The organism is Streptomyces sp. NBC_01294, assembly GCF_035917235.1.
GTDB classification, from domain to species: Bacteria; Actinomycetota; Actinomycetes; order Streptomycetales; family Streptomycetaceae; genus Streptomyces; species Streptomyces caledonius.
Map to the genome: position 1 here is coordinate 6,441,036 of NZ_CP108423.1, position 21,054 is coordinate 6,462,089.

General features: G+C 72.3%; 18 protein-coding genes and 1 tRNA gene. 12 read left to right on the forward strand and 7 right to left on the reverse strand.

The genetic code is table 11. The features are described from left to right. Nucleotides 1-43: 43 nt before the first annotated feature. Both OG534_RS29110 and OG534_RS29115 read left to right on the forward strand, forming a co-directional pair. On the forward strand, nucleotides 44-1,615 hold the full coding sequence (locus tag OG534_RS29110) for an APC family permease (protein ID WP_326591923.1): 1,572 nt from the start codon (nucleotides 44-46) through the stop codon (nucleotides 1,613-1,615). A gap of 228 nt (nucleotides 1,616-1,843) precedes the next feature. Continuing rightward, entirely contained in the window at nucleotides 1,844-3,286 is a 1,443-nt protein-coding gene (locus tag OG534_RS29115; protein WP_326593928.1) for an amino acid permease, read from the forward strand. A 285-nt stretch (nucleotides 3,287-3,571) separates the two neighbouring features. Here the strand turns inward: OG534_RS29115 and OG534_RS29120 are convergent. Beyond that, nucleotides 3,572-3,656: transfer RNA gene (locus OG534_RS29120), tRNA-Leu, on the reverse strand. 167 nt (nucleotides 3,657-3,823) lie between these two features. Between OG534_RS29120 and OG534_RS29125 the strand changes: the two genes are divergently transcribed. From OG534_RS29125 to OG534_RS29135, 3 genes are all read left to right on the forward strand, one after another. After that, on the forward strand, nucleotides 3,824-5,149 hold the full coding sequence (locus tag OG534_RS29125) for a M20/M25/M40 family metallo-hydrolase (protein WP_326591925.1): 1,326 nt from the start codon (nucleotides 3,824-3,826) through the stop codon (nucleotides 5,147-5,149). 130 nt (nucleotides 5,150-5,279) lie between these two features. Then, a complete protein-coding gene (locus OG534_RS29130; protein ID WP_326591927.1) occupies nucleotides 5,280-5,513 on the forward strand; it encodes a chaplin in 234 nt (77 codons plus the stop codon). Between the two features lie 198 nt (nucleotides 5,514-5,711). After that, on the forward strand, nucleotides 5,712-6,491 hold the full coding sequence (locus OG534_RS29135; RefSeq protein WP_326591928.1) for a chaplin: 780 nt from the start codon (nucleotides 5,712-5,714) through the stop codon (nucleotides 6,489-6,491). An 89-nt stretch (nucleotides 6,492-6,580) separates the two neighbouring features. Here OG534_RS29135 and OG534_RS29140 read toward each other — a convergent pair whose 3' ends face one another. Then, nucleotides 6,581-6,769 (reverse strand): DUF5703 family protein, encoded by a 189-nt coding sequence (locus OG534_RS29140; RefSeq protein ID WP_073774709.1) that lies wholly within the window; start codon nucleotides 6,767-6,769, stop codon nucleotides 6,581-6,583. A 47-nt stretch (nucleotides 6,770-6,816) separates the two neighbouring features. Between OG534_RS29140 and OG534_RS29145 the strand changes: the two genes are divergently transcribed. Beyond that, entirely contained in the window at nucleotides 6,817-7,518 is a 702-nt protein-coding gene (locus OG534_RS29145) for a hypothetical protein (RefSeq protein WP_326591930.1), read from the forward strand. A gap of 86 nt (nucleotides 7,519-7,604) precedes the next feature. On the opposite strand, the gene OG534_RS29150 is transcribed toward OG534_RS29145, so the two are convergent. Together OG534_RS29150 and OG534_RS29155 are read right to left on the reverse strand one after the other, a co-directional pair. Further along, nucleotides 7,605-10,052: an ATP-binding domain-containing protein gene (locus OG534_RS29150; RefSeq protein ID WP_442807251.1), complete on the reverse strand. Its 2,448-nt coding sequence runs from the start codon at nucleotides 10,050-10,052 to the stop codon at nucleotides 7,605-7,607. 236 nt (nucleotides 10,053-10,288) lie between these two features. Next, nucleotides 10,289-11,272: an aldo/keto reductase gene (locus OG534_RS29155; protein ID WP_326591933.1), complete on the reverse strand. Its 984-nt coding sequence runs from the start codon at nucleotides 11,270-11,272 to the stop codon at nucleotides 10,289-10,291. 100 nt (nucleotides 11,273-11,372) lie between these two features. On the opposite strand from OG534_RS29155, the gene OG534_RS29160 reads away from it, so the two are divergent. Both OG534_RS29160 and OG534_RS29165 read left to right on the forward strand, forming a co-directional pair. Continuing rightward, entirely contained in the window at nucleotides 11,373-12,422 is a 1,050-nt protein-coding gene (locus OG534_RS29160; protein ID WP_326591935.1) for an LLM class F420-dependent oxidoreductase, read from the forward strand. A 231-nt stretch (nucleotides 12,423-12,653) separates the two neighbouring features. Further along, nucleotides 12,654-13,442, forward strand: a complete 789-nt coding sequence (locus OG534_RS29165) for a ferritin-like domain-containing protein (protein ID WP_326591936.1) — start codon at nucleotides 12,654-12,656, stop codon at nucleotides 13,440-13,442. Between the two features lie 20 nt (nucleotides 13,443-13,462). Here the strand turns inward: OG534_RS29165 and corA are convergent, their stop codons facing one another. Beyond that, nucleotides 13,463-14,446, reverse strand: a complete 984-nt coding sequence (corA, locus tag OG534_RS29170) for a magnesium/cobalt transporter CorA (RefSeq protein ID WP_326591937.1) — start codon at nucleotides 14,444-14,446, stop codon at nucleotides 13,463-13,465. Nucleotides 14,447-14,508: 62 nt separating this feature from the next. Here corA and OG534_RS29175 point away from each other — a divergent pair, with 62 nt between their 5' ends. From OG534_RS29175 to mshC, 4 genes are all read left to right on the forward strand, one after another. After that, entirely contained in the window at nucleotides 14,509-15,228 is a 720-nt protein-coding gene (locus OG534_RS29175) for a histidine phosphatase family protein (protein WP_326591939.1), read from the forward strand. A 77-nt stretch (nucleotides 15,229-15,305) separates the two neighbouring features. Beyond that, nucleotides 15,306-15,896 carry a DUF3090 domain-containing protein gene (locus OG534_RS29180; protein WP_326591940.1) on the forward strand — a complete coding sequence of 197 codons (591 nt, stop codon included), beginning with the start codon at nucleotides 15,306-15,308 and terminating at the stop codon, nucleotides 15,894-15,896. Next, on the forward strand, nucleotides 15,860-16,768 hold the full coding sequence (locus OG534_RS29185) for an SCO1664 family protein (RefSeq protein WP_326591942.1): 909 nt from the start codon (nucleotides 15,860-15,862) through the stop codon (nucleotides 16,766-16,768). The genes OG534_RS29180 and OG534_RS29185 overlap by 37 nt, the downstream gene beginning before the upstream one ends. Before the next feature lie 110 nt (nucleotides 16,769-16,878). After that, on the forward strand, nucleotides 16,879-18,108 hold the full coding sequence (gene mshC / locus OG534_RS29190; protein WP_326591944.1) for a cysteine--1-D-myo-inosityl 2-amino-2-deoxy-alpha-D-glucopyranoside ligase: 1,230 nt from the start codon (nucleotides 16,879-16,881) through the stop codon (nucleotides 18,106-18,108). 177 nt (nucleotides 18,109-18,285) lie between these two features. On the opposite strand, the gene OG534_RS29195 is transcribed toward mshC, so the two are convergent. Next, complete coding sequence (locus OG534_RS29195) at nucleotides 18,286-19,287, reverse strand: PAC2 family protein (RefSeq protein ID WP_326591946.1); 1,002 nt, start codon at nucleotides 19,285-19,287, stop codon at nucleotides 18,286-18,288. Nucleotides 19,288-19,414: 127 nt separating this feature from the next. Continuing rightward, on the reverse strand, nucleotides 19,415-21,022 hold the full coding sequence (locus OG534_RS29200; RefSeq protein ID WP_326591948.1) for a glycerol-3-phosphate dehydrogenase/oxidase: 1,608 nt from the start codon (nucleotides 21,020-21,022) through the stop codon (nucleotides 19,415-19,417). Nucleotides 21,023-21,054: the final 32 nt, after the last annotated feature.

Genomic DNA, 21,054 nt, shown 5'->3' on the forward strand with positions numbered 1-21,054 from the left:
GACGCCACCCCCGAAAGAACCGCGCCCCCGAAAGGACGCCGCCATGCCGACGGGCAGATCCACCACGCTCCAAGACCCGGCCGAGATCCGTACGTACAAGGGCCAGGACCGGGCGCTGCGCGCCGACCGGCTCGGCACCGCCGGCCTGCTGCTCTCCGTACTCGCAGCCAGCGCCCCCCTGATGGTGGTCGCCGGTGTCATGCCCACGACCTTCGGCGTGATGGGCGTCGTCGGCCAGCCGCTGCTCTTCGTCATCCTCGGCGCCGTCCTCGCGCTCTTCAGCGTCGGGTACGCCGAGATGAGCCGGCACGTCCACAACGCCGGCGCCTTCTACGCGTACATCGCCCGCGGCCTCGGCCCCACCGCCGGCGCCGGTGCCTCGCTCGTCGCCCTCGTCGCGTACAGCGCCATGCAGGTCGGCGTCTACGGCATCCTCGGCTTCGAGATATCCGGCCTCTTCGCCACCTACCTGGAGATCGAACTCTCCTGGTGGATACCGGCCCTGCTCGCCGTCGCCCTCACCGGCGCGCTCGGCTGGCTCAAGATCGACCTCAACGCCAAGGTCCTCGGGATCCTCCTCCTCATCGAGTGCGCCCTCGTCGTCGTCTTCGACGTCGCCGCCCTCGCCCAGCCCGGCGCCGAGGGCCTCTCGCTGCACGCCTTCAACCCCGAGACCCTCAGCGGAGCCGGCTTCGGCACCGCCCTCTGCTTCTGCATCGCCGCCTTCGTCGGCTTCGAGCAGTCCCCGGTGTACGCCGAGGAGACCAGCAAGCCGCACATCGTCGTCTCGCGGGTGATGTTCCTCGCCGTGGGCTTCGTCGCCCTCTTCTTCGCCTTCAGTGCCTGGGCCCTCACCGTCGCCACCGGCCCCGCCGAGGTCGTCAAGACCTCCGCCGAGGCCGGCCCCGGCCTGCTCTTCCAGCTCACCGAGAGCCGCCTCGGCGGCACCTTCACCGACGTCCTGCACGTCCTCTTCGTGACCGGCATGTTCGCGGCCGTGCTCAGCTTCCACAACGTGGTCGCCCGCTACGCCTTCGCCATGGGCCGCGAGGGCCTGCTCCCGGCCGCCTTCGGCCGGACCAACGCCGGCACCGGCGCCCCCGCCACCGGCTCCCTGCTGCAGACCGGAATCGCCGCCCTCGTCGTGATCGCCTTCGCGGTCTCCGAGGACAAGGCACCCGCCGACCCCACCCTCGCGGTGCAGCTCCCCGACCCCACCGCCCCCGTACTGCACCTGTTCACCTGGATGGGCAGTGTCGGCGCCCTCGGCGTGACCCTCCTCATGGCCGCCGCCTCCTTCGCGGTCATCGCCTTCTTCGTCCGCCGCGGCACCGCCGGCGCCCAGATCTGGCGCCTCGTGGCGGCCGGCGCCGCCGGTGTCGCGCTGCTCGGCATCGCCGTCTACACCGTCAAGGACTTCGGCGTTCTCGTCGGCGCCGAGAAGGGCTCCGCACTGAGCTGGGTCCTGCCCGGCATCATCGGCGCCGCCGTCGTGGTCGGCCTGGTCTACGGGGCGGTGCTGCGCCGCAGCCGGCCCGAGGTGCACGCCCGCATCGGTCTGGGGAACGAGGCCTTCCGCCTCGACCAGGCCGCGCAGACCCCGGCCGGGGACTGACCTCCGGAACCTCCCTTTCCAGCGCCCACGAAGCCCCCGGCAACCGTTTCCATGGTCGTCGGGGGCTTCGGCGTGCAGGGGGTCGGTTTTGGCGGTCGTGGACCCTCATGGTCTCCTGGTGCGACAAAATCACCGGACCGCGACACAGGGGACACCACCCAGCTCCCCTGCGCCGTGGAACGGACCTGTCGTCCGACCCCCACGAAGGCGAAGTCATACATGAGTGACCTGAGTGACCGCACCTTGACCGAGGCCCCCGCCGCCCCGGCGTCTTCCCGCCATGTCGACGCCGGTGACGAGGGCTACAGCAAGGACCTCAAGTCCCGCCACATCAACATGATCGCGATCGGCGGGGCGATCGGCACCGGCCTGTTCCTCGGCGCCGGCGGCCGCCTCGCCGATGCGGGCCCCTCGCTCGCGATCGCGTACGCGGTGTGCGGAGTCTTCGCCTTCTTCGTCGTCCGCGCGCTCGGCGAGCTCGTCCTGTACCGCCCCTCCTCCGGCGCCTTCGTCTCCTACGCCCGTGAGTTCATGGGGGAGAAGGGCGCGTACACGGCTGGCTGGCTGTACTTCCTGAACTGGTCCACGACCACCGTGGCCGACATCACGGCCGCCGCGACCTACGCGCACTTCTGGTCGCTGTTCACCGACGTCCCCCAGTGGGTCCTCGCCTTCATCGCCCTCGCCATCGTCCTCACCGCGAACCTGATCTCGGTGAAGTACTTCGGCGAGATGGAGTTCTGGTTCTCCCTGGTCAAGGTCGCCGCCCTGGTGATCTTCCTGATCGTCGGCATCTGGCTCGTCGCCACCAGCCACGAGATCGGCGGCCACACCCCGGGCCTGTCCACCGTCACGGACAACGGCGGGATCTTCCCCTCCGGGATGCTCCCGATGCTCCTGGTCATCCAGGGCGTCGTCTTCGCGTACGCCTCCGTCGAGCTCTGCGGCGTCGCCGCCGGCGAGACCGAGAACCCCGAGAAGATCATGCCGAAGGCGATCAACTCGATCATGTGGCGCGTGGGCCTCTTCTACGTCGGCTCGGTCGTCCTCCTCGCCCTCCTCCTGCCCTACACCGCGTACAGCTCCGACCAGAGCCCCTTCGTCACCGTCTTCGACAAGCTCGGCGTCCCCGGCGCCGCCGGCGTCATGAACCTGGTCGTCCTGACTGCGGCCCTCTCCAGCCTGAACTCCGGCCTCTACTCCACCGGCCGCATCCTGCGCTCGATGGCCCTGTCCGGCTCCGCCCCGAAGTTCACCGGCGTCATGAACAAGGGCAAGGTCCCCTACGGTGGCGTCCTGTTCACCGCCGCCTTCGGCGTCGCGGGTGTCGGCCTGAACTACTTCATGCCCGAGGACGCCTTCGAGATCGTCCTCAACTTCGCCTCGCTCGGCATCCTGGGCACCTGGGGCATGGTCATGCTCTGCTCGCTCTTCTTCTGGCGCCGCGCGCAGGAGGGCCGCCTGGAGCGCCCGGCGTACCAGCTCCCGTGGGCCCCGTACACCCAGATCGTGACGCTCGCCTTCCTCCTCGCGGTCCTGGTCCTGATGTGGTGCGACGGCGGCGTCGGCCGCACCACGGTCATGTTCGTCCCGCTGATCGGCGCCGCCCTGGTCGCCGGCTGGTTCCTGGTCCGAGGCCGCGTAGCCGAACTCGCCACCTCCCGCCGCTGACGCCCTGACCCCCCACGAGGCCCCCCGCGCCGGAACTCCCTTTCCGCGCGGGGGGCCTCGACGTTCTCCTCCCTGCGCCGGGCCGGGACGGCGGACCTCTGCCCCCAACGCCGCCGAGCCCGGGCCCGCTCCGCACCCTCCTGGAGCGCATCACCCACGCCCAGGGCCACCTGGAACTGGAACCCGGCCTTTGCGGCGTGACGGGACCCGGGTCCGTTGCCGGCAGTCGTCGCCGAACGCACGAAAGGCCGGTCGGGGGATTCCCGACCGGCCTTTCGCCGTAAGTGTCCGAGGGGGGACTTGAACCCCCACGCCCGATAAAGGGCACTAGCACCTCAAGCTAGCGCGTCTGCCATTCCGCCACCCGGACAAGGTGTCTGTCTCGCGTCCCTCGCGGGCCGTTCCGACGTGGAAAACATTACCAAACATTCCGGGGTCCTCGATCACACCCCCCGACGGCCGGGGATCGCCCTTGGGGAGAGCGGCCCGGAGCGGGAGGATGGGGGCGTTCGGTACTGATCAGTGGGAGGAAGCAGCGTGAGCGAGTCGAGCGCGGGCAGGACCGTCTCCGGCGAGGACGAGGTAGTCGACCTCTGCCGGGATCTCATCCGGATCGACACCAGCAACTACGGAGACCACTCGGGCCCCGGGGAGCGCAAGGCGGCGGAGTGGGTCGCGGAGAAGCTCGCCGAGGTCGGGCTGGAGCCGCAGATCTTCGAATCGCACAAGGGGCGCGCCTCGACCGTGGCGCGGATCGAGGGGGAGGACCCCTCCCGGCCGGCGCTGCTGATCCACGGGCACACCGACGTGGTTCCGGCCAATGCCGCCGACTGGACCTACGACCCGTTCGCGGGCGAGATCGCCGACGGCTGCCTGTGGGGACGCGGCGCCGTCGACATGAAGGACATGGACGCGATGACGCTGGCCGTCGTGCGCGACCGGATGCGCAGCGGGCGCAAGCCCCCGCGCGACATCGTGCTGGCGTTCCTCGCCGACGAGGAGGCGGGCGGCATCTACGGGGCCCGGCACCTCGTCGACAAGCACCCGGGGCTGTTCGAGGGGGTCACCGAGGCGATCGGCGAGGTCGGCGGCTTCTCCTTCACCGTGAACGAGAACCTGCGGCTCTACCTCGTGGAGACCGCCCAGAAGGGCATGCACTGGATGCGGCTCACGGTGGAGGGCACCGCGGGCCACGGCTCCATGACGAACAACGACAACGCCATCACGGAGCTGTGCGAGGCCGTGGGCCGGCTCGGCCGCCACCAGTGGCCGGTGCGCGTGACCAAGACCGTGCGCAGCTTCCTGGACGAGCTCTCGGACGCGCTCGGGACGCCGCTGGACCCGGACAACATGGACGCGACGCTCGCCAAGCTCGGCGGCATCGCCAAGATGGTCGGCGCGACGCTGCGCAATTCCGCCGCCCCGACGATGCTCGGCGCCGGCTACAAGGTCAACGTCATCCCCGGCCAGGCGACGGCCCACGTCGACGGCCGCTTCCTGCCGGGCTACGAGGACGAGTTCTTCGCCGACCTGGACCGCATCCTCGGCCCGCGCGTGAAGCGGGAAGACGTGCACGGGGACAAGGCGCTGGAGACGGACTTCGACGGCCGGCTGGTGGACGCCATGCAGGGCGCCCTGAAGGCCGAGGACCCGATCGCGCGGGCGGTCCCGTACATGCTCTCGGGCGGCACGGACGCCAAGTCCTTCGACGACCTCGGCATCCGCTGCTTCGGCTTCGCGCCGCTGCAGCTGCCGCCCGAGCTGGACTTCGCCGGGATGTTCCACGGCGTGGACGAGCGGGTGCCGGTCGACGGGCTGAAGTTCGGCGTGCGGGTCCTCGACCGATTCATCGACAACGCCTGAGAATCGCAGAGGTGTGCGCCTTCCACTGAGAAGAGTGAATGCACTCATACGCTCGTAGCCCTGGTGATCCCTCCTCGTTACAGGTGGTGCGGTCCGCGGCTGGGACCGCAATTGCCTACTAGGAGGAACAATGATCAAGAAGGTTGTCGCCGCTGCGGCTGCCACTGGTGGCCTGGTTCTCGCGGGTGCGGGTCTGGCCCACGCCGACGCCGAGGCGCAGGGTGCGGCCATCGGCTCGCCCGGTTTCCTGTCCGGCAACGTGCTCCAGGTTCCCGTTCACATCCCGGTGAACGTGTGCGGTAACTCGGTCTCCGTCATCGGCCTGCTGAACCCGGCCTTCGGCAACACCTGCGTCAACGCCTGACGCGTCTGAAGTCTTGGGCCCCGGAGCGCATTCCAGCGCTCCGGGGCCACCGGGCTTTCCGGCCCGGATTCTCACTTTCGGCGTACCAGGCGGGGGAGCCTGGACGGCCAGGCCGCCCAGCGGCGGCCGAACGCACACACCAGGGGACGAATACAGATGCGACGACCGGCACAGGTCACCAGGAAGACCTTGATCACCATGGCTGCCGCGGGGGGTGTCCTCGCTTTGGGCGGGGGCCACGCACACGCGGACTCCGGCGCTTCCGGGAAGGCCGCGCACTCTCCGGGCCTGCTGTCCGGAAACACGCTGCAGGCGCCCGTGGACGCACCGGTGAACGCCTGCGGGAACACGGTCAACGTGGTGGGGGGCCTCAATCCGGCCTTCGGGAACCACTGCTCCAACGGGTGGGGCCACGGCAAGCCGACCAAGCCCGGCAAGCCGAGCAAGCCCCACCACCCGGGACACCCGGGCAACCCCGGACACCCGGGCCATCCCGGACACCCGGGCGGCGGCGACGAGCCGTGCGACGACCACCCGGGCAACCCGGGACACCCCGGTACGCCGGGTGGTGAGAACCCCGGTACGCCCGGAAACCCCGGTACGCCGGGCGGCGAGAACCCCGGCACCCCCGGAAACCCGGGCGGCGGCGAGACCCCCGGGAACCCGGGCACCCCCGGAACGCCGGGCGGTCACACTCCCGGAACCCCGGGCACCCCCGGTACTCCGGGAACGGGCACCCCTGGTACTCCGGGCACGGGTACGCCCGGTACGCCGACCCATCCCGGGCCGGGCACCGTCACCCCGGTCACGCACCCCGGCCCGGGAACCGGCACGGAGATCGGCAACGGCAACCTCGGTGGGCCGGCCGGTCTCGCCGCCACCGGCTCCGGTGACGTCCTCACCGCGGGCCTCCCGCTCGCGGGCGGGCTGCTGCTGGCCGGCTCCGTGCTCTACCGCCGCGCCCGCAACGCCGCCTGACGGCTGCTCAGGGCGGGGGCGCCGGCCGGTCACCGCCGGGAGGCGTCCCCGCCAGGGTCACGACACCAGGGTCACGACACCAGGTCACGTCACCAGGTCGCGCGGACCTGGCGGATGATCCGGCGGCGCAGTCGCACACGGCGGCTGCCGTCCCGGTGCAGGCTCAGCCGGTCCAGTTCCCAGTTTCCGTACTCGGCATGGTCGGTCAGCAGGCGCGTCGCCTCCTTGCGAGGAACGCCACGGGGCACGTACACGTCGACAAATTCGTATTCCGGCATCGCATCTATTGTGCGGGCAGAGCCCTGCTACGGATAGCGTCTGCTCTATGTCTGATGCCGCTCTGCCCACTGTTGCCGAGGTACGCGCCGCCGCCGAGGCGGTCAAGGCCGCGCTCGACCGCCACCTCGCCGCGGTCGAGCGCAGGATCGGGGACGAGGACCCGGACGTCTACGCCGCGTTCAACGAACTCGCCGCCGCAGCCGAGGAGTACGACGAACTCCTCTACGACCGCTACGACGAGGTCACCCCCTTCGAGATCCCCACGCCCGAGGACGGCGTGCCGTACACCGGCCCCGCCGAGCCCGCCGCCTTCAGCGTGCTCATCCGCCGCGACTACGCCGTGGTCGAACCGGCGAGGCTGATCGCCCAGGCCGAGCGGGTCGCCGCGCACGACCGGGACGCCGAATTCGTCCACGACGGCGGCACCGCCGACGCGCTGGGCGTCCTCTTCGGCGAGTACGAGCCCGACGAAATCGCCTCCCGCTTCAAGGACTTCGGGCTGGAGGAGGGCGACTCCACCCTCTGGATCGCGGCCTCGGAGGAGATGGCGGAGCCGGGGGAGTGGCTGGGATCGCCCTTCGGGCACATCGATCCGCAGGACGTGCTGCACCGGTTCGACGTCAGTTCCGTCTTCGACGAGGAGGCGGACGACTTCGACGAGGCTGACGGTGACGGTGACGGTGACGGGGAGAGCGAGGGCGGCGAGAGCGAGGGCAGGGCCGCCGAGCAGGGGCTGACCCCGGCCTGATCGCGGCCTGACGGACGCGTGCCGGCGCCACCGTGGCCCCCGCCCCGCAGGGCGGGGGCCACGGTCGGTCGTCCGGCCGATTCGGACTACTCCGGCCGTTCGCCCGCCGCCGCCAAGGCCGTCAGCAGGACCGTCAGCCGCGTCGTACGCGGCTTGGGCAGGACCTCGGCCACCGCGCGCGGCAGCGCCTGGTCCACGCCGTGCACCACGGACAGATGCCGCTCCGCCCGCCCGAAGGCCGTGTAGACCCAGTCCCGCGACAGGGCCTGCGCCGCGTCGCCCGGCAGTACGACGACCACCGCGGGCCAGCGCATGCCCACGGCCTGGTGCGCCGTCACCGCCCAGCCGTGGCGCACCTGCGCCTCGACGAACTCCTTCGGTACGACGATCCGCGCGCCCGCGCGCTCCAGGTGCAGCCCCTGTGCGTCGGCCGACACCACCCGGGCCGGCAGCGCCCGCCCGGCGGACGGCACGTGGACGACCCGGTCGCCGGGGTCGAAGCCGCCGAACCGGCCGGGACCGGGGTTCAGCCGCTCCTTGAGGGCGGTGTTCAAGGCCCGGGTCCCCGCGGAGCCGCCGTGGCCCGGGGTGATCACCTGCACGCTGTCCGCCGGGATCCCGAAGGCCCGCGGCACCGACTCGGCCACCAGCTGTACGGCGCGGTGCACGGCCTCCCCGGCGTCGTGCACCGGGACGATGACGACCTCCTTGCCGGGGGCGTCGACCTGGTTCAGCTCCCCGATCCCGATGCCGGAGACGAGCTCGCCGACCGGGCCCGGGTCGGGGGTGCGGGAGACCAGCTGCGGGAAGGTACGGGCCGCCAGTACGTCGGCGAACACCCGTCCGGCCCCGGCGGATCCGAGCACTCCGGGGTCTCCGGAGAGGACCAGCCGGGCCCCGTCCGGGACGGACTCCACCAGCGCGGCCGCGGCCTCCACGTCCAGCTGCGGCGCGTCCAGCACCACGAGCAGGTCCAGCGCGAACTGCCCGTCGGCGTCCAGCCCGGGCCCCTCGGACCCGGACAGCAGCCCCGCCACGGTCACGGAGTCCGGTCCGCCCGGTGCGTGCGCGGCCAGGCAGACCCGCAGGCCCAGCTCCCGGGCCGCCGCGGCCAGCGCGAACGGCTCGGCGCGGGCGGCCTCGCCGCCGGTGTGGGTGACCAGGCCGTGGCCCGCGACCGCGCGGATCAGCTCGGCGGCGGAGGGGGACGGTGCGGCTCCGGCGGCCTGCTCCCAGTCCGCCGGGCCTTCGAAGGTGTTGGCCACCCGGGCCAGGCCGTCGGCCAGGCTCTCCTCGGCCATGGCGGAACCCTCCAGGCCGACGAGAATCTGTACGGGCTGCTCCTCGGCCTGGGCGTCCTGCGCGTCGTCGTCCGTGTCCTGGGCGTCCCGGGCGTCCGGCGTCGCGTGCTTGCCGGCCGGGGGCCCCAGGGGCTCGTGGAACACCAGCACCGAGCCCTCGGCGATGGCCTGTTCCAGCGCCGCGGCCGGGTCCGGTACGCCGTACTGGACCAGGGCCTTCTCCAGTACCGGGGCCTCCAGGGCGGTGTGCCCCTTGAGCCCGGCCTGGGTCAGCAGCCAGCCCACCAGGACGGTGGTGCGGCGCTCGTCCCCGGGACCGGCCTCGGGGCCCAGCAGGGCGCGCGCGAAGCCGTCCGCCTGGGTCGGACGTACGGCGGGGACCGCCAGCAGCCGCCAGGGGTTCTCGGCGAGCTGCTCGGCGGCGTCCTCGCCGAGGGCCGCGGCGGCGGGGGCGGCCAGGGTCTCGGGGGCGCCACCGCGGGCCAGTACGGCCCGTACGCCGTCGACGGCGTCGGCGGAGGGTGCGGCGGCGGTCGTCGGTGCCGGGGTGGCCGGGCGGGGTGCCTGGGGCGCCTGGGGCGCCTTGCGGGGCGCGGCCGGGGTCGCCTCGTCGAAGTACACGGCGGCCGGCTTCGCACCGCTCTCCACGGCCCGTACGGCGGCCTGCAGGTCGGCGGCCTTGCCGCTGAGCTTGGCGCCGGCCTCGACGGGGCCGTCGCGCTCGGCCTTGCGCCGGGCGATGCGCTCGCGCTCGATCTTCTGGGCCGCGAGTTCGGCGGCGGCCTCGCTGAGCGCCGGCTTCTCCGGGTCGGGGGTGGGCCCTGCGGGGCTTTCCCCCACCCCGCCCCTTCCCGAAACCGGAGGCTCCGCCCCCGGACCCCCGTCCTCGTCCCCACCGCTGCGCGGGGCACCATCGCCCCCGGCTTCGCCGGACTCCACGGCGGAAGCCGACTCCGGCTCCCCGTCCCCGGCTTCGCCGGGACCAGCGCCCTCGGCCTGCCGGGGCTCCGCCCCCGGCCCCCGGTCCGTGGCTTCGCCGTCCGGAGCCTCCGCCCCGCCTCCCTCGGCGTCGGCGTTGGCCGGCTGGGGCTCCGCCTCGTCCGCCTCGGCAGGCGCCGGTTCTTCCCCGGGCTCCGCGGCGTTGGCCGGCTGCGGCTCCGCCCCGTCCGCCTCGGCAGGCGCCGGTTCTTCCCCGGGCTCCGCGGCGTCGGCCGGCTGGGGCTCCGCCCCCACTGCCTCGGCTTCGCCGGTGTCTGTGGCCTCGGCCGGTGTCGGCTCTTCGCCTGGCCGGGGCTCCGCCTCGACTGCCTGCGCTTCGGCGTCCGTTGGCGTCGGCTTTGTCGTGGCTGCCTCGGGGGTGGCCTCGGCGGGTGCCGGGGTCGGGGTGGGGGTGGGGACGGGGGTGGGGGCCGCCTGGGGGGCTGCCGGGTCCTCCGCGGCAGCGGGTCCGGCAGCTTGGCGGTCCGTACTCACAGCGTGCTCCAGTCCTGGTCGGGGTAGCGGTGCACCGGAGCCGAAACATCGTCCAGCGCCCGGCAGATCTCCTCGGGAAGACTAAGGGCCTCCACCGACAACGCCGCCGCGAGCTGCGCCGATGTCCGCGCGCCGACGATCGGCGCGACCACCCCGGGCCGGTCCCGGATCCACGCCAGGGCCACCTGCAGCGGGGTCACGGCCAGCCCCTGGGCCGCCGTCACCACCGCGTCCACGATCCGGCCCGCCGCCTCGTCGAGGTACGGGTCCACGAAGGCGGCCAGGGACTCCGAGGCACCCCGGGAGTCCGCGGGGGTGCCGTCCCGGTACTTGCCCGTCAGCACCCCGCGGCCCAGCGGGGACGAGGGCAGCAGGCCGATCCCGAGGTCCAGCGCGGCCGGCAGCACCTCCCGCTCCACGCCGCGCTGCAACAGGGAGTACTCCATCTGGGTCGAGGCGATCCGGGTCCGCACGCCGGGGGCGGCGAGCTGCCAGGTCGCCGCCTTCGCCAGCTGCCAGCCGCAGAAGTTCGACACCCCGGCGTACCGGGCCCGCCCGCTGCTCACCGCCAGGTCCACCGCCTGCAGGGTCTCCTCCAGCGGGGTCGCCGGGTCGAAGGCGTGCACCTGCCACAGGTCGACGTAGTCGGTGCCCAGCCGGTCCAGCGAGGCGTCCAGGGCGGCGAGCAGGTGCCCGCGCGAGCCGTCGAACCTGCGGTCCGGGTCCGGCACGCTGCCCGCCTTGGTCGCGATCACCAGGTCCCGGCGCGGGATGAGCCCGCCCACCAGCTGCCCGAGGAGGTACTCCGCCGCACCGCCGCCGTACACGTCGGCGGTGTCGACGAGGGTGCCGCCCGCCTCCCAGAAGGTCTTCACCTGCTCGGCGGCCGCTTCCTCGCCGGTGTCGCGGCCCCAGGTGAGGGTGCCGAGGCCGATCCGGGAGACGCGCAGTCCGGTGCGGCCGAGATGCCTGTGCTCCATGAGCGCTGAGACTACTGGGGCGCTGACGCAGAGGACCCTGGCGCGCTACAGTCCCCGCAGACCTACGTTACTGATCGGTAAACCGGTAAGGGGACGACACATGCGGCTCGGCATCAATCTTGGTTACTGGGGCGCGGGGATGGACTCCGACAACCTCGCCGTCGCCCAGGAGGCCGACCGCCTCGGCTACGACGTCTGCTGGGCCGCCGAGGCCTACGGCTCCGACGCCCCGACCGTGCTCGCCTGGGTCGCCGCCCAGACCGAGCGCATCGACGTCGGCTCGGCGATCCTGCAGATCCCGGCGCGGCAGCCCGCGATGACCGCCATGACGGCGGCCACCCTCGACTCGCTCACCAAGGGCCGCTTCCGGCTCGGCCTCGGCGTCTCCGGCCCGCAGGTCTCCGAGGGCTGGTACGGCGTCAAATTCGACAAGCCGCTCGCCCGGACCCGCGAGTACGTGGAGATCGTCCGCAAGGCGATGACCCGCGAGCGGCTCTCGTACGAGGGCGAGCACTGGACCCTGCCGCTGCCGGGCGGCCCGGGCAAGCCGCTCAAGCTGACGGTGCACCCCGAGCGCGAGCACATCCCGCTCTACATCGCCGCCATCGGGCCGAAGAACCTGGAGCAGACCGGCGAGATCGCCGACGGCGCGCTGCTGATCTTCCCGGCCGCCGAGCACCTGGAGGCCACCGCGCTCACCCACATCCGGGCGGGCCGCGAGAAGGCCGGGCTGACCATGGACGGCTTCGACGTCTGCCCGACCGTGCCGCTGGCCCTCGGCGAGGACGTGAACGCGCTCGCGGACATGTTCCGCCCCTACACCGCCCTGTACGTCGGCGGCATGGGCAGCCGGAAGCAGAACTTCTACAACCAGCTGGCCCAGCGCATGGGCTACGAGAAGGAAGCCGCCGAGATCCAGGACAAGTACCTGGCGGGCGACAAGACCGGCGCGGCCGAGGCCGTCCCGCACTCGCTGATCGACTCGACCACCCTGCTCGGTCCGGTCGAGCGGATCGCGGACGGGATGCGGGCCTACGCGGAGGCCGGGGTCACCACCCTCACGCTGGCCCCGGCCGGCTTCACCCTCGACGAGCGGATCGCCGCCCTGCGCGCCGGCACCGAGGCGATGGAGCGCGCGGGCCTCGCCTGAGCCGGAGGGACCGGATGATTCCGGAGGGGCCGGATGAGCCGGTTGCCGCCGGAAAGCTCTGCGGCCGTGGTGGGGGCTCGGGGGGTCTTCCCCGCCACGGCCGACACAGCCAACAACGCGCCGGGCGGCCGCCGGGTTACGCAACGAGGCCCATCCCCTGATTTCGTTCATTCGGACGAGTAGTGCGACGTATCGGTTGCCCGCCCCGCCGACCGGCGTTTGACTCGGTGCATGCTCTCTGCCCGCAGCCTGTTCCAGGAGATCGTCGACCACGACGATTCCTTCCAGCTGTTCTGCTCCATCGCCGCCAGCGGGGAGACCCAGGGCGGCTGGGAGAACGCGCGCATCGCGGCCCTGGTGCCGGACGCCATGCGCGACCTCGCGCCCAAGATCACCCGGCACGGCGCGGACGAGGACAAGCACGGCCGGATCTTCAACGCCCTGCTCCGCAAGCGGGGCCTGACGCCCGTCCCCGTACCGCCCGAGACCGACTACACGATGCTGCTGGAACGCCGCGGCATCGGGCTCGCGCACGAGAAGCTGCGCCGTGAGGCGGCGCTGAGCGAGGAGGACATCGTCGTCTACCTCGCGCACAGCCGCGTCACCGAGCAGCGCGCCGCCGACCAGATGGACATGCTGGTCAAGTACTTCGGCGACCACCCCGAGGTGGGCAAGGCGATCCACATGATCAGCCACGACGAGGACAACCACCTCGCCTACTGCCACGAGGAACTGCTGCGGCTCGCCCGCGCGGGCCACGGCCGGACCATCCACCGGGTGCTGCGCGAGAGCGCGCTCACCGAGATCGCCGTCTACCGGGACGTGAGCCTCGCCGTCATGGACCACATGGGACGGCTGCTGCACTGGCCCACCGCCAAGGCCGCCGCGCTCTCCGCCGGCATCCGCGCGATGTACGCCTACGAGCGGTTCAGCGGCTGGCACCGGATGGTGGACCTGCGGATGCCGGAGCGCCTGGGCGCCCTGGGCGGTGCACCGGCCACCGCGCCCGGGTTCGCGTAGACCTGCGTTCCCCGCTCGGCTTACAGCCAGCCGCGGCGCTTGAACATCCGGTGCAGGCCGAGACAGACGGCCACCATGAGCGCCAGCACCGCCGGATAGCCCCAGGTGGACCCGAGTTCCGGCATGTGCTCGAAGTTCATCCCGTAGATCCCCGCCACCATCGTGGGGACGGCCGCCATGGCCGCCCAGGCCGAGATCTTGCGCACGTCGTCGTTCTGCCGGACCCCCATCTGTGCCAGGTGCGCGGCCAGGGCGTCCGACAGCAGCCGGTCGAGCCCCTCGATGTACTCGCTCGCCTTGGTCAGGTGGTCGGCGACGTCGCGGAAGAAGGGCTGGGCGTGCTCGTGGACGAAGGGGACCTCCCCGAACGCGAGCCGGTCCATCGGCTGGAGCAGCGGGTTCGTCGCCCGCCGGAACTCCAGCACCTGCCGCTTGAACCCGTAGATCCGGGCGGCGGTGTTCTTGGAGTCCGAGGGGTTCGGGGAGAAGACCTCGGCCTCCAGCTCCTCCAGGTCCGCCTGGAGCTCGGCCGCCACGTCGATGTAGTGGTCCACCACCGCGTCCGCCACCGCGTACAGCACCGCCGTCGGACCGTGCCTGAGGACCTCCGGCTCGTGCTCCAGCCGACGCCGTACGGCGGCCAGCGCGGCGCCCTCCCCGTGCCGGACCGTGACCACGAAGGAGTCGCCGATGAACAGCATCAACTCGCCCGTGGTCACCGTGTCGGCGGCCTCGTCGTACGCCACCGGCTTGAGGACGACGAACAGCGAGTCGTCGTACACCTCCAGCTTCGGCCGCTGGTGCGCGTTCAGCGCGTCCTCCACCGCGAGCCTGTGCAGCCCGAACTCACGGCTGACGTGGTCGAACTCCTGCTCCGTCGGCTCGTACATGCCGACCCAGAGGAAGGCGTCACCGCTCGCCCGCGCCTCGTCGAGGGCGTCCGAGAAGTCCTCGGGGCCCTCGGTCCGGAAGCCGTTCCGATAGATCGCGCAGTCGACAATCACGCGGGCATTCTTGCCCGCCCCGGCCCCGCCCGCACGCCGACGGCAGCACATAGGCTGGGCCCATGGCCACGCTGATCCTCGTACGACACGGGCGGTCCACCGCCAACACCGCTGGGCTGCTCGCCGGATGGACCCCGGGAGTGGCCCTGGACGAGCGCGGGGCCGAGCAGGCCGCCGCGCTGCCCGGGAGGCTGGCGGGCGTGCCGCTCGCGGCCGCCGTCACCAGCCCGCTGCAACGCTGCCGGGAGACCCTCGCCCCCCTGCTGGCCGCCAGGCCGGAGCTGGAAGTGCACACCGACGAGCGCATCGGCGAGTGCCACTACGGCGACTGGTCGGGCCGCAAACTCTCCGAGCTCTCCGAAGAACCGCTGATGAAGATCGTCCAGCAGCACCCGTCGGCGGCCGCCTTCCCGGGCGGCGAGTCCATGCGCGCCATGCAGGCGCGCGCCGTGGACGCCGTACGGGAGTGGAACGCGCGGGTCGAGGAGGAGCACGGGAGCGACGCCGTCTTCCTGATGTGCTCCCACGGCGACATCATCAAGTCCCTTGTCGCGGACGCCCTGGGGATGCACCTGGACCTCTTCCAGCGCATCCACGTCGACCCCTGCTCGGTGACCGCCATCCGGTACACGCCGACCCGGCCCTTCGTGTTCCGGCTGGGCGACACCGGGGACTTTGGCACCCTCGTACGGCGTCCGGCCGTACCGGAGGCCGTCGCATCGGACAAAGACGCCGAAGACACCGGGAACGCGGTCGTGGGAGGCGGCGCGGGCGCGGCATGATCGGACGGAGCAGTAGGGTGGACGGGCCCACACAAGGGCGCGGATCCGCCCCTGCCACCGAGACTTGGAGACTGGACGTGCCCCGTCAGGTGTTCCTCTACGACCCCCCGGACCGCTTCGTGGCCGGCACGGTCGGTCTGCCGGGACGCCGTACGTTCTTCCTGCAGGCCTCCTCCGGCACCCGTGTCACCAGCGTCTCCCTGGAGAAGACCCAGGTCGCGGCGCTTGCCGAGCGGATGGACGAGCTGCTGGACGAGGTCGTGCGGCGCACCGGCGGCAACGCCCCGGTCCCGGCCGTCGCCCCCACCGAGGCCGCCGACACCGCACCGCTGGACGTCCCGGTCGAAGAGGAATTCCGCGTCGGGACCATGGCCCTGGCCTGGGACGGCGAAGAGCAGCGGATGATCGTCGAGGCCCAGGCGCTCGTCGAACTCGACGCCGACTCCGACGAGGACCTCGCCGAGGCGGAGGAGCGGCTGCTCCAGGACGAGGAGAACGGCCCGCCCATGCTGCGGGTCCGCCTCAGCGGCGCCCAGGCCCGGGCCTTCGCCAAGCGGGCCCTGGACGTGGTCAACGCAGGCCGCCCGCCGTGCCCGCTGTGCAGTCTGCCGCTGGACCCGGAGGGGCACGTGTGCCCGCGCCAGAACGGCTACCGGCGCCAGGCGTGACGGACACGGGGGAACTGGAGGAACTGCTCGCCGAGGGCGAGCTGACCGTCGTCGGCCGGATCCGCGAGGCGTCCAACGCCGTCCTGCTGTGCACGGTCACGCACGACGGCGCGAGCGTCGACTGCGTGTACAAGCCGGTCAAGGGGGAGCGCCCGCTGTGGGACTTCCCCGACGGGAACCTCGCCCGGCGCGAGGTCGCCGCCTACCTGGTCTCCGAGGCCACCGGATGGGGCCTGGTGCCCCCCACGGTGCTGCGCGACGGGCCCTACGGCGAGGGCATGGTCCAGCAGTGGATCGAGTCGGCGGGCCCGGAAGGCGGCCCGGAAGGCGGCCCGGAAGGCGGCCCGGAGGGTGACGCGGAGCGCGATGCGGAAGGCGGCACCCCGGCGGGCGCCCTCCTCGCGCTCGTCGAGGGCGAGGAGGCGGGGGAGGGCTGGAAGCCCGTCGCCTTCGCCGAGGTCGGGGAGGGCCGCACCGCCCTGCTCGTCCACGCCGACGACCCGCGGCTGCGCCGGCTCTCCGTACTCGACGCCGTCATCAACAACGGCGACCGCAAGGGCGGCCACCTGCTGCCCGCGCCCGACGGCCGGCTCTACGGCATCGACCACGGCGTGACCTTCCACGCCGAGGACAAACTGCGCACCCTCCTGTGGGGCTGGGCGGGGGAGCCGCTGACGGACGAGGCGCGCGAGGTGCTGGACGCGCTCGCCGCCGGGCTCGCCGAGGGAGCCCCGCTCGCCACCCGACTGGCCGAGCTGATCACCGCGGTCGAGCTGGCCGCCGTACGGGACCGTGTGGCGCACCTGCTGCGCACCGGGACCCACCCGCAGCCTTCCGGGCAGTGGCCCGCGATCCCCTGGCCACCGGTCTGATCAGGCCATCGACCGGACGCACAGATCCGGCCAGACCGCAAGAGCGCCGATCAAGACAACAGTGCAGGTCCGGTTCGTTTCCGGAACATCCGTCCGGTTAGGCTCGAGACATGCATGCCTGGCCCGCTTCTGAGGTCCCCGCCCTTCCTGGCAAGGGCCGCGACCTCCAGATCCACGACTCCGCGACCCAGGGGACGATCACCCTCGTCCCCGGTCCCGTCGCCCGTATCTACGTCTGCGGCATCACCCCGTACGACGCGACCCACATCGGTCACGCGGCGACCTACAACGCGTTCGACCTCGTGCAGCGTCTGTGGCTCGACACCAAGCGGCAGGTCCACTACGTCCAGAACGTCACGGACGTGGACGACCCGCTCCTGGAGCGGGCGCTGCGTGACGGCCACGACTGGACCGAGCTGGCGGAGCGCGAGACCGCGCTCTTCCGCGAGGACATGACGGCCCTGAGGATGCTGCCGCCGCAGGACTACATCGGAGCCGTCGAGGCCATACCCGGCATCGTTCCGCTGGTCGAGCGCCTGCGGGACGCGGGCGCGGCGTACGAGCTCGACGGCGACACCTACTTCTCGGTCGAGTCCGACCCGCACTTCGGCGGGGTCTCCCACCTCGACGCCGACGCGATGCGGCTGCTGTCGGCGGAGCGGGGCGGCGACCCCGACCGGCCGGGGAAGAAGAACCCGCTGGACCCGATGCTGTGGATGTCCGCACGTCCGGGCGAGCCGGACTGGGACGGCGGCTCGCTGGGCCGCGGCCGGCCGGGCTGGCACATCGAGTGCGTGGCCATCGCCCTGGACCACCTGGGCATGGGCTTCGACATCCAGGGCGGCGGGTCGGACCTGGCGTTCCCGCACCACGAGATGGGCGCGTCGCACGCACAGGCGCTGACGGGCGAGTTCCCGATGGCCAAGGCGTACGTCCACGCGGGCATGGTGGCGCTGCACGGCGAGAAGATGTCGAAGTCGAAGGGCAACCTCGTCTTCGTGTCGGCGCTGCGACGTGCCGGGGTGGACCCGGCGGCGATCCGCCTGGCCCTGCTGGCGCACCACTACCGGGCCGACTGGGAGTGGACGGACGCCATCCTCGCCGAGGCCGTGGCCCGGCTGGAGCGGTGGCGCGCGGCCGTGTCCCGGCCGGACGGGCTGCCGGCGGACGCGCTGGTCGAGGAGGTCCGCGAGGCCCTCTCGAACGACCTCGACGCCCCGGCGGCGCTCGCGGCGGTGGACCGCTGGGTGGACGCGCAGAACGCCTCGGACGGGGACGACGAGTCGGCCCCGGGCCTGGTCTCGCGCACGGTGGACGCGCTGCTCGGCGTGGCCCTGTAGCCGCCCCGCAGCCCTGCCGATGCCCCCTGGCCACCCGGCCCGGGGGCATCGCCTTTCCCGCGGCGAGGCTGAAGGATCGGGGCTCCGCCCCGGACCCCGCGCCTCAGACGCCGGCGAGGCTGAAAGATCGCCTCAAACGCCGGCGGGGCTGGATTTTCAGGGGACGCCCCCGCGATGTCAGGACTCCGGCGGGGTGTTGTCCTCGTCGGGGGACGGGGCGGGCGGCGGCTCCGCTTCCTCCCCGGAGGGGTCCGGCTTGCGCTTCGGGGGGCGGGGGAGGCCGCCCGAGGTGTCGCGGAGGTACGACCCGTCCCCCGGCTCCGGAGCCGGGCCCGCCGCCGGATCCCGCCGCCGCAGGTACCGCTCGAACTCCCGGGCGATCGCGTCGCCCGACGCCTCCGGCAGGTCCGCAGTGTCCCGCGCCTCCTCCAGCGTCTGGACGTACTCCGCCACTTCGCTGTCCTCGGCGGCCAGTTGGTCCACGCCCAGCTGCCACGCCCGTGCGTCCTCCGGCAGTTCGCCCAGCGGGATCCGGATGTCGATCAGATCCTCCAGCCGGTTCAGGAGGGCCAGGGTGGCCTTGGGGTTCGGCGGCTGCGACACGTAGTGCGGCACCGCCGCCCACAACGACACCGCCGGGACGCCCGCGTGCGTACAGGCCTCCTGCAGGATGCCCACGATCCCCGTCGGACCCTCGTACTTGGTCTCCTCCAGGTCCATCGTCCGCGCCAGGTCCGCGTCCGAGGTGACCCCGCTCACCGGCACCGGCCGGGTGTGCGGCGTGTCCCCGAGCAGCGCCCCCAGGATGACCACCATCTCCACGCCCAGCTCGTGCGCGAAGCCGAGGATCTCGTTGCAGAACGACCGCCACCGCATGGACGGTTCGATTCCACGGACCAGCACCAGGTCGCGCGGTTTGGCACCGCCGATCCGGACCACGGACAGCCGTGTCGTCGGCCACGTGATCTTCCGTACCCCGTTGTCCAGCCACACCGTCGGCCGGTTGACCTGGAAGTCGTAGTAGTCCTCGGCGTCGAGCGCCGCGAACACCTCGCCCTTCCACTCCCGGTCCAGGTGCGCGACCGCACCGGAGGCCGCGTCACCCGCGTCGTTCCAGCCCTCGAACGCGGCCACCATGACCGGGTCGATCAGCTCGGGCACGCCCTCAAGCTCGATCACCCAGGTCTCCTTCCGAAGTTCCCTTGTGTACGTGGGTCAGCCTAAGCCTTGATACGACGTCGGCCACAGCCCACGACAGAGGGGCGGTTCCCCTCGGAACCGCCCCTCTTCCCCACCTGCGTGAGAGCTATGCCTTGTGGCCCAGCATCTCCTCGACGCGGGCCCGTACGGCCTCGTCGTCCAGACCGCGGATCGTCACCGTCGTACGGCGGCGCAGCACGTCGTCGACCGTCTCGGCCCACTCGTTGTCGCGGGCGTAGGCGACCTGCGCCCAGATCTCCGGGCCGTCCGGGTGGATGCGCTCGGCCAGCGCCGGGTCCTCGTTCGCGATCCGCGCGATGTCGAAGGCCAGCGAGCCGTAGTGCGAGGCCAGGTGGCGCGCGGTCAGCGGGTCCATCCGGGTGCCCGGTTCACGGTCCACCAGCAGCCGGTGCGCGACCGCGTTCGGGTTGGCGACACCGGGCAGCGCGATCCGGCGCACCAGGGACTTCACCGGCTCCATGTCCTCGGTCAGCGGGCTGCCCGGGAGCTTCGCCAGCTTGTCCATGACCACGCGGCCGATGTGGCGGTACGTCGTCCACTTGCCGCCGGCCACCGACAGCATGCCGCCGGCGCCCTCGGAGACGACCGTCTCGCGCTTGGCCTTCTCCACGCCGCCGGGGCCGCCGGGCAGCACCCGCAGGCCCGCGAAGGCGTACGTCATCAGGGAGCGGTCGAGGTCCGCGTCCTTCACGGAGAAGGCCGCCTCGTCCAGGATCTGGGCGATGTCGGACTCGGTGGCGCGCACGTCCGCCGGGTCGCCCTCGTACACCTCGTCGGTGGTGCCGAGCAGCAGCTGGTCCTCCCACGGGAGGGCGAAGGTGATGCGGTACTTGTCGATCGGGGTGGCCATGGCGGCCTTCCACGGCGACTTGCGCTTCATGACGATGTGCGCGCCCTTGGAGAGGCGGATCGACGGCATGGAGTGCTTGTCTTCCATGCGCCGCAGGTGGTCCACCCACGGGCCGGTGGCGTTGAGCACGACCCGTGCGTCGACCCCGAACTCGGTGCCGTCGAGACGGTCCTTGAGATCGGCGCCGGTGACCCGGCCCCGCGTCTTGCGCAGACCGGTGACCTCGGCGTGGTTGAGGACGACCGCGCCCGACTCGACGGCCGCGCGGACCGTCATGACGGCGACGCGGGAGTCGTTCATCTGGTGGTCGTAGTAGACCGCGACGGCCTTGAGGTTGTCCGTCTTCAGGCCCGGGTTGTCGGCGGCGGCACGGGCCGGGGATATGACCTTGCCCATGCCGTCGCCGAAGGCCGAGAGGGCGGAGTAGGCGAAGACGCCCGCGCCCAGCTTGGCCGCTCCCACCGGACCGCCCTTGTAGACCGGCAGGTAGAAGGTGAGCGGGTTGACCAGGTGCGGGGCCACGTCCTTGGCCAGCACCCGCCGCTCGTGGTGGTTCTCCGCGACCAGCTTGACCGCGCCGGTCTGCAGGTAGCGCAGGCCGCCGTGGACGAGCTTGGAGGAGGCCGAGGAGGTGGCGCCGGCGAAGTCGCCGGCGTCCACCATGGCAACCCGCAGACCCGACTGCGCGGCGTGCCAGGCCACCGAGGTGCCCAGGATTCCACCGCCGATGACCAGCAGGTCGTACGTGGCCTTCGCCAGCTGCTCACGGGTCTCGGCGCGGCTCGCGTTCGAACCGGCGGTCGGGTGCGTACCCAGGGCGGGAACGCTCTGCAGGCTGCTCATATCTCTTTAGCTCCTCGTCGATTCGTCAGCCG